This is a genomic window from Dyadobacter diqingensis (assembly GCF_024220585.1).
Taxonomy (GTDB): domain Bacteria; phylum Bacteroidota; class Bacteroidia; order Cytophagales; family Spirosomataceae; genus Dyadobacter; species Dyadobacter diqingensis.
The window spans coordinates 245,628-258,084 of the sequence record NZ_JAMXKF010000010.1; the positions used below are offsets into that span (position 1 = coordinate 245,628).

Sequence of the window (12,457 nt, forward strand, 5' to 3'; positions counted from 1 at the left end):
TGGTTCATTCAAAACAGCTATTCAGATGAGAAAAATATATAGATCTATGCTGCTTTTTGCAGTGTTGGCGGCCTTGGTCGGTATCAACTTTTCCTGTTCGGACGACGACGCTCCGAACGGCGGACAACCCACCATCAAGTACGTCCGAATTACAAAACCGGAATCTTCGGATTCGTTGCTGACCGGTGCTTTTCAGGGAAACCTGATTGCCATCGTTGGCGAAAATCTCGAAGGGGCACGGGAAATCTGGTTTAACGATCAGAAAGCAACCCTGACACCCACCTATGTGACCAACAAAACAATTCTGGTGAGTGTGCCAAGCGAAGTCCCTGCAGAGATCAGCAATAAACTCAAAATCATATTTGCGGACGGCCAAACGTTATTGCATGATTTTAAAGTTCAGATCAGCGAACCGGATGTGGCCAGCATGAACTGTGAATACGTGCCTGCGGGTGCTGTGGCGACCATCAGGGGCAATTATTTCTATGAACCGTTGACGGTAACCTTTGCCGGAGGGGTTAAAGGAGAGCTTGTTCTGGTAGAGGATGATATGATCCAGGTGCGTATTCCCGAAGGTGCAAATCCGGGACAGATTACGGTCAAAACCAATTTTGGTGAAACAAAATCGAATTTCTGGTTCCGTGACAACCGTAATATTTTCCTGAGCAGTGATCCGTTTACAGGTTGGTGGAACGAGAAATATGTCGTGAAAAAACCAGGTGAAGGAGATCCCGTAGCAATCAATGGAAATTATATCCGTGTGAAAGAAACCATCGCCGGTTGGGCGTGGAAAGAAGTTGCGGGCGGTCCGCCGGATGCCATGGGCGCAATCAGCAAAAATGTTCCCGATGAGGCCATTCTAAAACCGTCGGACTATAACCTGAAATTTGAGGTAAACACGCTGAAACCCTACAACAACAATATGCTCAAAATCAATGTGGGGCTGAGCGACTTCCTGACGGATGCATACCAATGGGCACCACCGATCGACACCAAAGGAGAGTGGAAAACAATTGTGATTCCGTTTGAGGAAATTACGGGGAGTTATGAGAAAGCAGGCGTGAAAGTGGCCGTTAATCCAAACGGTTATTACACCAGGCTGCTCTTCCATGGCGGCGGCGAACTTGCTGCGGATATCTCGCTGGATAATTTCCGGGTTGTGCCAAAGGTTCTTAAAAAATAGCTCTTAACGGATACAAAAATGAAAATATTATCAAATACACGGTTCCTCACTGTGTTATACCTTGTCATGTTCCTGGGAATACTAGCCGCCTGTAACGACGACGATGCAGTTAGTTCTGATGAAGTTCAGCTGCTGAGTTTTGGCCCTTCGGGTGTGTTGCCAGGTGGAGAAATCAGTTTTATCGGAAACAATCTGAATAAGGTTACTTCCATAGAACTGACCGGGTCGACGGTTCCAAGTTCGGCATTTACAAAACATACACCGGAATTGATCACACTTGTTGTACCCAAAGAAACGGGAGAGGGAAAAGTTACGCTAAAAACGGCAGGCGGGGATATTGTCTCAAAAACAGTGCTGAGTTTTGAAGTACCGGTGAAAATAACAACTGTGACGGCCGAGGCTCGTCCCGGTGAAAATATCACCATTACCGGCGACTACCTGAACTGGGTAAAGGCAGTACGTTTTGCCAGAGATACGACAATTATCAAATTTGTGAGTCAGACGATAAACAAACTGGTTGTGACGGTGCCGCTTGGTGCGCAGACGGGCCCTGTTGTTTTTTCAACAGGAGGTACCGAGCCACTTGACATTGAATCAGAAAAAGAGCTGGTGATCACCTTGCCTTCTGTGTCGTCCATCGCCCCGAACCCTGCGGAAAGGGAGAAAAATCTGACAATTAAGGGTACTAATCTCGACCTCGTGATGGGTATTTTGTTTAAAGGGGTTACTGCGCCGGTTAAGGAGTTTGTCAGTAAAACATCTGCCGAATTGGTTGTTAAAATACCCAAAGCGGCTACAAAAGGAAAGATCGCGGTTGTGGCTTATTCCGGCGTGAATGTGGCATCATCGGATTCCCTGAAGTTTGTCAACGATCCGGTGACGGGTACTACAACAAAATAGTTCAGGTAAAACTGAAATGAATTTTATCAAAGCCGGAGGAGTGAAAGACTTCCTCCGGCTTAACCCTCCATACCTTTTATTTCGTAAGCGCAATGCTCAAAGACCTTACGTAACAGTCATTTTCCAGGCCGATCCGGCCAGACCATTACTCAAATAACCAAAACATGCTGATGCGAACAAAGTTACCGGCGGGGTTAATGCCTATGCTTTTTACAGCCATTTTGTTGATGTCGTGTAAACAAGATGACGTTTCATCCGGCAATACGCAGGACGAAAAAATCCAGACAGCGGTCGATCCTGAAATAGCAAAGACCATGGGGCTGTTTTTAGATAACTGGACTCCCAAAACGTTCAATGTGCCTTCGTTCACAACGGGCGAAATTCCTGCGACGGCCGTTGCAACTTTGACGGTGGATGCGGCGAAAGTGATTACAAAAATTCCTCCGACTGTTTTTGGGCATAACGCGAATATCTGGATGTCGCCCATGGTGACGGAGCCGTTGTTTATGAACCATATCACCAATCTGAAACCAAACATTGTCCGTTTTCCGGCTGGCAGCGGCAGTGATGTGTATTTCTGGAATTCGAAGCCGGGTGCGCTTCCGGCTGACGTTCCCTTGCAGCTCATCGATAAGGACGGTGTTAAAAAAGACCCGGGATTTGGCTACGGTAGGACTGAGGATAACTGGCGGGCTTCCCTTGACAATTATTACGATATGATCAAACAGAGCAATTCCAATGGCGTTTTTACGGTCAATTATGGTTATGCGCGTTATGGGACAAGCGCAAATCCGGTTGCAGCCGCCGCACACCTTGCTGCTGACTGGGTTCGTTATGATAAAGGACGGACACAATATTGGGAGATTGGCAATGAAAATTACGCGGACTGGGAGTGGGGTTATCGTATCGATGTTTCAAAGAATAAGGACGGGCAGCCTGAATATCTGACGGGAAAACTATATGCTCAGCATTTCAAGGTTTTTGCTGATTCCATGCAAAAAGCAGCAGCGGAAGTAGGGGTAAAAATATTTATTGGCGCCGTGATGTATGAGTCCCTGACTGAATCCTGGCAGGTGAACACCACCAAAACCTGGAACGCCGCCATGCTGCCGGAGCTGAACAACAGGGCTGATTTTTATATCGTGCATAATTATTTTACCCCTTATGAGGAGAATTCGACGGCTGCGGTGGTATTGGGATCAGCACTTTCGCAGCCTTCTAAAATGATGAATTTCGTCACACAGACTTTGACCGCGAATGGTGCAGCCCAGAAACCGATTGCCATGACTGAATGGAATATGTGGGCAAAAAGCTCAAAACAGCAGGTTTCGAATATAAGCGGCCTGTTTGCCGCGCTGGTTGTAGGCGAGTCACTGATGAATAAATACGGATTGGCAGCGCGCTGGGATTTATTAAATTATTGGGCTGACGGCGACGATCACGGACTTTTCAGTGACGGCAATGAGCCTTCGGTAGCCAAATGGACGCCCCGGCCTTCATTTTATTACATGTATTTTCTGCAAAAGGGGATGGGCGACCGGCTGGTGGAGTCATCTTTGAGCACCAGTAATTCCGGTATCAAATCTTATGCTTCCACGTATTCTTCGGGCGAAGCCAATATCGCCCTTGTGAATACATCTCCATCGGCGCAAACGGTTGATATACAGCTGAAAAATTACAGGAAAGGAGAAAAGTTTTATTGGTATCAGTTACAGGGAAGCAATGATAACGGCGAGTTTTCGCGAAAAGTGATCGTCAATGGTTCCGCACCCGTCGGGATCGCTGGCGGCCCGGCTGACTATGCTACGCTCAAAGCAAAATCCGGACTGACAAAAGACGGCATGAGGGTAACAGTGCCGGGGTTTGGAATGGTTACTGTGACGGTGGAGGGGAAGTAATGGTTAATTATTAATGGTTGTAGCGGTAAATTTAAAAGCCAAAAAACAGCAATTTACGTTGTTTTTTGGCTTTTTGATTTTGCAAGTTTTCCCTGGTTGCTTGCATCAGGATTCGATAACCCACATCCAGTTGGCTGGCCATGCGTTTGAATTAATTCTTTCGTGGATGACGAGCTCATTGTTGATAAACTCATAACCTTTCAGGGTTCCCCCTTGATTTTCCACGTCATTTTTTGCAGTGTTGTGTAGTTCTATCCAGGTTTCGGCTGAAATTTCTTCTGTACTGGTCCATCTTAAAGATTCCCATTTCGGGTCATCTGAATTCTGAACATAACGAAGAACAAGATATTGAAGATACGCGTCATTGTTTAACCCCATGACGGAGGGTTTTTTGTCAGTTAATTTCATGAGTAGAGTCTGGTTACACTGGTGAGAAACGTAGTAATAATAAGAATAAAGTATAGAAAAGTCAAGACCGATTCTAAATAAAAAATTTTCAAAATTGACAAACCGACACTAAAAAAATAATCTCGGTTGTAACCTTTTGGAAATGATCGGTACAACTGAGATTATCTAAAAATATGGTATTGGAATAATTAAATTTATCTATTGATCTGCATGAATAGATTTGTACGATCCCTGCTCGATATCTTCCAGAATTGATGCGTATTTTGGCTGCCATCCCAGCAGTTTTTTAGCCTTGTCAGAATTTACCAGGCTGTTTGATGCAAACCCGTAGGCCGCGCCGTCGGGTCCCCATTTGGCGATAGCACTGTCCAGGCTGATGGAAACGGACTTGCCTTCAAAACCCAGCATTTTGCTGATGCTCACCGCCACGTCTTTTAACGAAGCACTGCCGTTCTCGGTATAGAAGTAGGAGCCCGCCGGCGCATTTTCAAGGGCAAGTACATAAAGTTCTGCAAGATCTTCGATATGAACATTGGACCATTTATTTTCGCCTTTTTCAATGTACACACCGGCCTGTTTTTCTCTTGCAATATCGATCAGCATAGGCACCTGAATGCTATCGGGTTTAATCCCTGTTCCGGTTCCGTAAACCATGGTGGGGACAATGACGATGGTTCTTACCTGATCCTTGGCCGCGGCAAGTATATGGTCATTGATGGCTACGCGGTGAAGTTTTTCGAGTTTTGGCTGTACGGGAATATCTTCGGAATATACAATATCGCTTTTTTCCCCCTTCGCGTCATCTCCCACCAGACTTGATCCGGACGTGAAAATAAAAGTTTTACCCGTTCCCTTTAACTCTTTCAAAAATGTGATCACCGAATATACATCGTCGGCATCGGCAGTATGGATAACGGCATCCGCATTTGCAGCCGCTTTACGCAAAACCGGCATGTCGTGAATGTTGCCAAGGACGGGTGTAATTCCTAATGCTTTCAACTTTTCGGCATCAGCCTGTTTTCTTACCAGGGCAGACACTTCGTAACCTTTTTTTAAAAGGAGAGCGGCCACTGAGCCACCAATATATCCGGTCGCGCCGGTAATGAATACTTTATTTATTGACATGACTTTTGATTTTAATATGGATGAAATTCCTTTTGTACTTACTTGTTAAGCTGTGCCAGACTTTCGCTGATGAACGTCAATTCTTCGTCTGAAATTTGAATATCCATGGCACCTGCATTTTCAATGGCTTGCTGTGCATTTCTGGCACCGGCGAGTACGATGGTGATCCCGGGCTGGAGTGTTGTCCAGCGAAGCACAAGCTGAGACAAAGTAGCGTTTTTACGATCCGCAATTGGCTGAATTTTGTTGATGAACGCTTCCACCTGATCAAGCTGGAATTGTCCGAAATACCCGTTGCGGTGGTCGTCGCTTTTCAGTTTTGAATCCTTGAAATACTTGCCGGTCAACAAACCTCTTTCCAGCGGACTGTATGCAATGATGGAAACATCGTTTGCGATCGCATATGGCACAATTTCTGCTTCAATACTTCTGTTCAACATGCTGTAAGAAACCTGATTCGAGGCCAGCCTGATGGTTTCTTCGGCAGTTGTTAATTGAGCAAGATCGTAGTTGCAAACGCCAGCCGCCCTGATTTTTCCCTGTTTAATCAGCAAATCCATCGTTTCCATGGTTTCAGCAATCGGAGTGGTGGCATCGGGCCAATGGATTTGAAGTAAGTCCAGATAATCTGTTCCCAGGCGTTTCAGGCTTTCTTCTACTTCTTTGATGATGTTTGCTTTCGAAGCAAATTTGTAGACCGGGACCGGGTTTCCCTGATCATCTGCGGCATCAAAGAAATATTCTCCTTTTCCCTGGTTACTCTTGTCCCAGACCAGCCCGAATTTGCTAAGGATCTGGATTTTCGACCGATCCCGTCCCTTGATCGCTTCACCGATCAGTTCTTCACTCAGTCCGAATCCGTAAAAAGGTGCCGTGTCCAGACTGGTAACACCATGGTCGAGGGATGCGTGGATTGCATCAATTGAATCCTTTTTTTCGTTGCCGCCCCACATGGAGCCGCCGATGGCAAAAGCGCCGTACGTTATGGTTGATAAATTTAAATCGGTTGTGCCTAATTTTCTGTATTCCATGATTTTATTATTGATAATGCCGCGTTTTTACGACTTCCTTTGTTATGAGTATTTGTTCATCCGACAGTGCTGAAATATTCTTCTGTCTGAATCTTTTTACAAAGTTGGCAGGAAAAGAATTATCATAAAAATAAGTACTTTTATAGCTTGGTATTATTAAAGTGATACATAAGCATATGGTAAATTTAGAATGGTACAGGACATTTAAGGCGATTTATACGAGTGGAACGCTGACGGGCGCTGCAGAAACTTTGTTTATTTCGCAGCCCGGCGTGAGCCTCCACCTTAGCTCTCTCGAAAGTTATGTAGGCTATAAACTTTTTGACAGGACGGCGCGGCGCATGATTCCGACGGAAAGGGGTAAGGTTTTTTATAATTTCATTATTGAGCCGCTTTCAAAACTGGAAGAAGCAGAAAAAAACTTTCAGAAAAGCACGGAAAAGCAAACGCCGACGATCAGTGTCGGAATGTGTTTTGAAACCTTCCAGATCACGTTGGAGCAGTATATTTCGACCTTGCCATTTAACGTCATCATCCAGTTTGGCCTTTACCCGGAAATGCTGGATAACCTCGAAAAAGGTATCCTTGACCTGATTATTACACCGCAAAAAGGTACCAGCCTGGAAATTGAGCATGAGGCTTTCTCTTCTGAAACGATTGTGCTGGTCGGCGGTAATGAGATTGATGACGCCAGGTTAAATGAAATTTTAGCCGAAAATGATGCCGAAAAACTGGAAGCCTGGCTGAAACAGCAAAAATGGTATGGCACGACCGGCGATATGGAGCATTTGAGGAAGTTCTGGCAACTGAATTTTAACAAATACCCCGATTTCAGGCCGAATTACATCGTTCCTAATTTGAATTCCATTGTGCGTTGCCTGACCAGTGGCAAAGGACTCGCCATTATCCCCGACTTTTTGTGCAAGAAGGAAGTAGATAACGGACAAATCAAACGTTTGTGGGAAGGTAAAACGAAACTGATCAATACGTTAAGTTTTGGTACCAGGAAGAAAACGATGTATGTGGAAGAAATTGATGTTATTAAAAAGTTATTCCGTGAGGTAATGAATTGATATAATTTGAATTATTTTGATCAAATTTGAATAATAATGATCAAAATATTTGTTTGCTATTACTTTTCGTGCTTACATTTGTAACATGAAAAAGCAAATCTCCATTTTATCGGTTTCTTTCTGGTGGCGCAATACCCAACGCAGGTATTGTGAACGCTGGCTTTTCTGTTAGATATTTCTTCTGATCTCTATACAAGGCTCTCTGTTCGCAGGGAGCCTTTTTTTTATTCTTTTAACTATCAAAATTATGTCTTATCAGGTTGATGAAAACGGGTTTTATGGTCCCTATGGAGGATCGTACGTACCGGAAGTTTTATTTTCCAATGTGGAAGAACTGGCAGAAAACTATCAGGCTATTCTGGATGATCCTGGTTTCCAAAATGAGTTCAAACGACTTTTGCGCCTCTATGTCGGACGTGAAACGCCGTTGTGTCCGTCGCCCTATTTGTCGGAATTGTATGGTGCGTGCATATGGCTGAAAAGGGAAGATTTATGTCATTCCGGTTCGCACAAAATCAACAATACCCTGGGGCAGGTTTTACTGGCGAAGCGTCTGGGAAAGAAACGTATCGTTGCCGAAACCGGCGCGGGTTCTCATGGCGTGGCTACGGCGATGGCCTGTGCGTTGCTAAAAATGCCATGCTCGGTGTACATGGGTGAGGTGGATATGGAGAGGCAATTTCCAAATGTGGAACGTATGCGTTTGCTGGGCGCGGAGGTAATTCCGGCGGTGTCGGGCAGTAAAACGTTAAAGGACGCTACCAACGAGGCGTTCCGCCACTGGATCAACAACCCGACGGACACGTATTATGTCATCGGTTCTGTGGTGGGGCCGCATCCTTATCCGGATATGGTCACCCGTTTTCAGTCGGTGATCAGCAGGGAGCTGTTGGATCAGGTTCCGGAGCTTACGGAGCAATCGCTGCCGGACTATGTTGTTGCCTGCGTGGGTGGTGGCAGTAACGCTGCCGGGTCATTTTATCACTTTCTGGATCATCCTGGTGTGAGACTGATTGCCGCGGAAGCGGCCGGTAAAGGATTAAATTCCGGCTTTTCCGCTGCGGCTACGTTTCTCGGGAAAGAAGGTATTCTGCACGGCACCAAAACCAAATTTATGCAGACCGAGGAAGGTCAGGTACTGGAAGCACATTCGATTTCGGCCGGATTGGATTACCCGGGAATCGGGCCGCTTCATGCGTATCTGCATGATACCGGACGCGCTGAATTTGTAGCCGTTACGGATGATGAAGCCATGGCCGCCGGTATAGCGCTCAGTGAAAATGAAGGCATCATTCCTGCCATTGAATCAGCACACGCACTGGCTGCGCTGGCTCAGCTGCGTCTCAAACCAACGGATGTTGTAGTCCTGTGCCTCTCCGGCCGTGGCGATAAAGACCTGGAAACTTATATCAATTATTCAACCTCTCAAAAAGCCAATCATGAGTCTGTTAAATGAAAACCGTCTGAGCAAAATGTTTAGTAGTCCTGGTAAAAAACGCAGTATTTACCTGACGGCGGGTTATCCAAAACTGCATGACACGGTTCCTCTGCTCGAAATATTACAAAACTCAGGTATCGATTTTGTAGAAATCGGGATCCCCTTTTCGGATTCGATCATGGATGGTCCAGTGATCCTTAATAGCCATCAGATAGCGTTGGGAAATGGAATGACAATGGATGTTCTGTTTGATCAGCTCGCAGCGGTCCGCGCGCACATTTCCATTCCGATTGTATTGATGGGATCCATGAATCCGGTTTACCAGTATGGTTTTGACAGGTTTTGCAAACAATGCGAAAAAGTGGGCGTTGACGGCTTGTTATTACCGGATTTGCCCGTAATTGAATTTAAAAAACATTATAGCGATTTTTATCGGGAAAATAATATCGCACCTGTGTTTATGATTTCTCCGCAAACCAGCAGCGCGCGTCTCGCAGAAATTGACGGGCTAACAGAAAGTTTTTTGTATGCTGTTTCCAGCAGTTCCACCACAGGCGCATCCAGTAAAATGGAAGATAGTCAGGCGTATTTTGAGCAATTGCAAATTCAGAATTTCAGAAATCCTGTGGTGATCGGATTTAATATCAAAACGCGTGAAGATATTAAATTTGTGAGCCAATATGCGGATGGCGTGATCGTTGGGTCGGCATTTATCCAGGCATTGGAAGGCGGTTTTGATCCTGATAAAATTACTGGATTTATCGAAGGTTTGAAGGATTGACGAGCGGTTTTATCTTTTCTGTGAAAGAATAAGTCAGAGGGAGATGAGTGCAGATCATAAAATTCATGTAGTTTCGGTCGCTTGAATGATAGTAAGGACTTTCTCCCGGCCAGCGACATGAACGATTTTATCAATATTTCCTATCTGAAAAAAGGCAATGCGAAACAGCAGGCTGCTTATAAAACATTGAAGAGAATTCATATTTTCGATCATCTGAAATCTTTTGACCCGATTCTGGTTGGCACCATTCCCATAGCGATTGACATAGAAAACAGTGATCTTGATATCATTTGCTGTTATGAAAATGCTGATTTGTTTGTCGAGGAACTAAGACGCAATTTTGATGTTTTTCCGGATTTTGTGGTCAGTAAAAAAACGATCAATGATGTGGAAACTATTCTCGTCCGCTTTACAGCTTCGGATTTTGAAATTGAAGTATTCGGGCAGCAGGTACCTTCCCGACAACAGCCGGGATACAGGCACATGATTATCGAAAACGCGCTGCTGAACCAGTATGGAGAAAAATTCCGCGCGGAAGTGATCGCGTTGAAACGGAAGGGATACAAAACCGAACCGGCTTTTGCCAAACTTCTGCACCTTTCAGGCGATCCGTATCTTGAACTTTTGAAGTACGAAGCTCAGATAAACAACAGATAAACCAAACGCCCGGCATAGGAAACCAACCTGCGGACGTTTGACTGTTGCATAGTGGATGGTTACCAGATACTTGCCTTGTTCAGTTTTTCAATTGCCTCCTCGCTCAGTTTTATCGTCGCAGCGTCGGTCAGTTGTTTTAATTGTTCCGGGCTCGTAGCGCTTGCTATCGGTGCTGTCACAGCAGGGTGGGCAATAAGCCAGGCAAGCGATATGGTGGCAGGGGTGCTGTGATATTCGGCGGCAATTTCGTCCAGTGTTTTCAGGATACTGAAACCTCTGGACGTTAAATATTTTTCAACCATGCCACTCCTTTTACTGCCCTGTAAATCATCTTTTGATCTGTATTTTCCTGAAAGAAATCCGCTGGCCAGCGAAAAATAGCTGATCACGCTGACGTTATTTGCCGTAGTAAACGGGGCGACATTGGTTTCAAAATCCTCACGGTCAAACAAATTGAATTCGGGCTGGAAGGTCTGATATACGGCAAGTTTTTCCTGCTGACTTATCTTGATCGATTCTTCCAGACGACTTATCGCAAAGTTGGATGCGCCTGTGATGCGTACTTTTCCTTCTTTTACGAGCTGGTCATAGGCCTCAAGCGTTTCAGTGATCGGTGTCAGGGGATCATCGTAATGCGACTGATACAGATCGATGTAATCGGTTTGAAGTCTTTTCAATGAAGCCTCGGCAGCTGCAATAATGTATTTTTTGGATAAGCCTTTTTTGTCGGCGCTCAACTCGGCACCAACTTTCGTGGCGAGGATAATCTTGTCGCGTTTTCCGCTCTTCTTAAACCATTTCCCAATCGCTGTTTCAGATTCTCCGCCACTGTTGCCCGGGATCCAGGCCGAATAAACATCCGCCGTGTCCACTGCGTCAAAACCGGCATCCGTGAATGCATCCAGTAATCTGAACGTCATCGCGTCGTCGGTTGTCCAGCCAAAAACGTTGCCGCCAAAAACCAGAGGAGCAATTTCAATAGCGGAGTCACCTAATTTTCTCTTTTCCATATTTTTAAATTTTCATTGTCGTTTTTATGCTTAAATCTTTATGCCACTTCACCGTTGGGGCGATCAGTCAGGTAATATGTCTGGCCGGCACCGACCGCGCAAGATTCCAGCTGACCATCTTATTTGTAACTCCCCCAAACTTACATTAGTTTTGAACTTAATAAATGATTACGGACAACTATTGTCAATTTGTTCATTATTGCTGAACTTTATGATACAATCCATCAGCCGGGCTTTTGAAATCCTGGAATATATTGCTTTCAACGGAAATTTTGTAAGGCTTAACGACATCGCCGACGCGGTAGGATTGAAGAAAACAACGGTACATAATTTCCTGAATACGCTGAAAGAATTGGGATATATTGAACAAGATGAATTAACTCCGCGTTATCGTATTACCTACAAGTTTCAGTGTTTGTATTCTCCGGATGTATCGCTTTTTCAAATCAAAAAGGAATTGCGTCCCGTGCTTGAAAGCATCACCGAGTTTACAAAAGAAACGTCCTATCTGGCGATTCAGATGGGTTCTTATTTCAGGCACGAGCTTAAATGCGAACCCAATCGCTCCGTGCGGATTTCCCTGGAACTCGGGAAAGAGTACGAAATGACGACAACGGCAATCGGGAAGGTTTTTCTGTCGTATTCCGATCACTTGCAGACGAGCCTGACGAAGTTTAATGATGAAAATTTCAACCAGAAATTGAAACAGGAAACAAAACAGATCAAGGAAAATGGCTTTGCAACGGATTTGGGCCAGTATGAAGAAGACCTTAACTGTGTAGCCGTGCCCGTTTTTCATCAGCGTAAGGTGGTGGCGGTAGTATGTGTTTCAGGGCCCGCTTACAGGTTTGGAGAAAATGAGATTAGTACAAGTCTTAAAAAAATGAAGGAGTTGCTCTCGCAGCTGGAAAAATATTCGGTTAAGCAGGTTTAGCCTCGGAATCACGGGCTAC

Annotated in this window: 12 protein-coding genes; 8 read left to right on the forward strand and 4 right to left on the reverse strand. The window is 45.0% G+C overall.

Annotated elements, in window-relative coordinates:
• Nucleotides 1-25: 25 nt before the first annotated feature.
• The 3 genes from M1L62_RS24265 (at nt 26) to M1L62_RS24275 (ending at nt 3,981) form a co-directional block, all read left to right on the forward strand.
• Entirely contained in the window at nt 26-1,183 is a 1,158-nt protein-coding gene (locus tag M1L62_RS24265) for a glycan-binding surface protein (RefSeq protein ID WP_254562237.1), read from the forward strand.
• 18 nt (nt 1,184-1,201) lie between these two features.
• Complete coding sequence (locus M1L62_RS24270) at nt 1,202-2,083, forward strand: IPT/TIG domain-containing protein (protein WP_254562238.1); 882 nt, start codon at nt 1,202-1,204, stop codon at nt 2,081-2,083.
• A 170-nt stretch (nt 2,084-2,253) separates the two neighbouring features.
• Nucleotides 2,254-3,981: a hypothetical protein gene (locus M1L62_RS24275; protein WP_254562239.1), complete on the forward strand. Its 1,728-nt coding sequence runs from the start codon at nt 2,254-2,256 to the stop codon at nt 3,979-3,981.
• 105 nt (nt 3,982-4,086) lie between these two features.
• Here the strand turns inward: M1L62_RS24275 and M1L62_RS24280 are convergent, their stop codons facing one another.
• The 3 genes from M1L62_RS24280 to M1L62_RS24290 all read right to left on the reverse strand — a co-directional run bounded on the left by M1L62_RS24280 (nt 4,087) and on the right by M1L62_RS24290 (nt 6,545).
• Nucleotides 4,087-4,389, reverse strand: coding sequence for a hypothetical protein (locus tag M1L62_RS24280; RefSeq protein ID WP_254562240.1), 303 nt, complete (start codon nt 4,387-4,389; stop codon nt 4,087-4,089).
• A 198-nt stretch (nt 4,390-4,587) separates the two neighbouring features.
• On the reverse strand, nt 4,588-5,514 hold the full coding sequence (locus M1L62_RS24285) for an NAD-dependent epimerase/dehydratase family protein (RefSeq protein ID WP_254562241.1): 927 nt from the start codon (nt 5,512-5,514) through the stop codon (nt 4,588-4,590).
• 38 nt (nt 5,515-5,552) lie between these two features.
• The gene (locus tag M1L62_RS24290; RefSeq protein WP_254562242.1) at nt 5,553-6,545 is read right to left on the reverse strand and encodes an aldo/keto reductase; all 993 of its coding nucleotides are present in this window, start codon (nt 6,543-6,545) and stop codon (nt 5,553-5,555) included.
• A gap of 176 nt (nt 6,546-6,721) precedes the next feature.
• On the opposite strand from M1L62_RS24290, the gene M1L62_RS24295 reads away from it, so the two are divergent.
• From M1L62_RS24295 to M1L62_RS24310, 4 genes are all read left to right on the forward strand, one after another.
• Nucleotides 6,722-7,618, forward strand: coding sequence for a LysR family transcriptional regulator (locus tag M1L62_RS24295; RefSeq protein WP_254562243.1), 897 nt, complete (start codon nt 6,722-6,724; stop codon nt 7,616-7,618).
• 247 nt (nt 7,619-7,865) lie between these two features.
• Complete coding sequence (gene trpB / locus M1L62_RS24300; protein ID WP_254562244.1) at nt 7,866-9,074, forward strand: tryptophan synthase subunit beta; 1,209 nt, start codon at nt 7,866-7,868, stop codon at nt 9,072-9,074.
• Nucleotides 9,058-9,837: a tryptophan synthase subunit alpha gene (gene trpA, locus M1L62_RS24305; RefSeq protein WP_254562245.1), complete on the forward strand. Its 780-nt coding sequence runs from the start codon at nt 9,058-9,060 to the stop codon at nt 9,835-9,837. The genes trpB and trpA overlap by 17 nt, the downstream gene beginning before the upstream one ends.
• A gap of 117 nt (nt 9,838-9,954) precedes the next feature.
• Nucleotides 9,955-10,494: a DUF4269 domain-containing protein gene (locus M1L62_RS24310; RefSeq protein ID WP_254562246.1), complete on the forward strand. Its 540-nt coding sequence runs from the start codon at nt 9,955-9,957 to the stop codon at nt 10,492-10,494.
• A gap of 59 nt (nt 10,495-10,553) precedes the next feature.
• Here the strand turns inward: M1L62_RS24310 and M1L62_RS24315 are convergent, their stop codons facing one another.
• Nucleotides 10,554-11,504: an aldo/keto reductase gene (locus M1L62_RS24315; RefSeq protein ID WP_254562247.1), complete on the reverse strand. Its 951-nt coding sequence runs from the start codon at nt 11,502-11,504 to the stop codon at nt 10,554-10,556.
• Nucleotides 11,505-11,715: 211 nt separating this feature from the next.
• Between M1L62_RS24315 and M1L62_RS24320 the strand changes: the two genes are divergently transcribed.
• Complete coding sequence (locus M1L62_RS24320) at nt 11,716-12,438, forward strand: IclR family transcriptional regulator (protein WP_254562248.1); 723 nt, start codon at nt 11,716-11,718, stop codon at nt 12,436-12,438.
• Nucleotides 12,439-12,457: the final 19 nt, after the last annotated feature.

Bases quoted from the DNA above. Each gene is read 5' to 3' on its own strand.
- M1L62_RS24265 (WP_254562237.1), top strand. From the start codon at position 26: ATGAGAAAAATATATAGATCTATGCTGCTTTTTGCAGTGTTGGCGGCC.
- M1L62_RS24270 (WP_254562238.1), top strand. From the start codon at position 1,202: ATGAAAATATTATCAAATACACGGTTCCTCACTGTGTTATACCTTGTC.
- M1L62_RS24275 (WP_254562239.1), top strand. From the start codon at position 2,254: ATGCGAACAAAGTTACCGGCGGGGTTAATGCCTATGCTTTTTACAGCC.
- M1L62_RS24280 (WP_254562240.1), bottom strand. From the start codon at position 4,389: ATGAAATTAACTGACAAAAAACCCTCCGTCATGGGGTTAAACAATGAC.
- M1L62_RS24285 (WP_254562241.1), bottom strand. From the start codon at position 5,514: ATGTCAATAAATAAAGTATTCATTACCGGCGCGACCGGATATATTGGT.
- M1L62_RS24290 (WP_254562242.1), bottom strand. From the start codon at position 6,545: ATGGAATACAGAAAATTAGGCACAACCGATTTAAATTTATCAACCATA.
- M1L62_RS24295 (WP_254562243.1), top strand. From the start codon at position 6,722: ATGGTAAATTTAGAATGGTACAGGACATTTAAGGCGATTTATACGAGT.
- trpB (WP_254562244.1), top strand. From the start codon at position 7,866: ATGTCTTATCAGGTTGATGAAAACGGGTTTTATGGTCCCTATGGAGGA.
- trpA (WP_254562245.1), top strand. From the start codon at position 9,058: ATGAGTCTGTTAAATGAAAACCGTCTGAGCAAAATGTTTAGTAGTCCT.
- M1L62_RS24310 (WP_254562246.1), top strand. From the start codon at position 9,955: ATGAACGATTTTATCAATATTTCCTATCTGAAAAAAGGCAATGCGAAA.
- M1L62_RS24315 (WP_254562247.1), bottom strand. From the start codon at position 11,504: ATGGAAAAGAGAAAATTAGGTGACTCCGCTATTGAAATTGCTCCTCTG.
- M1L62_RS24320 (WP_254562248.1), top strand. From the start codon at position 11,716: ATGATACAATCCATCAGCCGGGCTTTTGAAATCCTGGAATATATTGCT.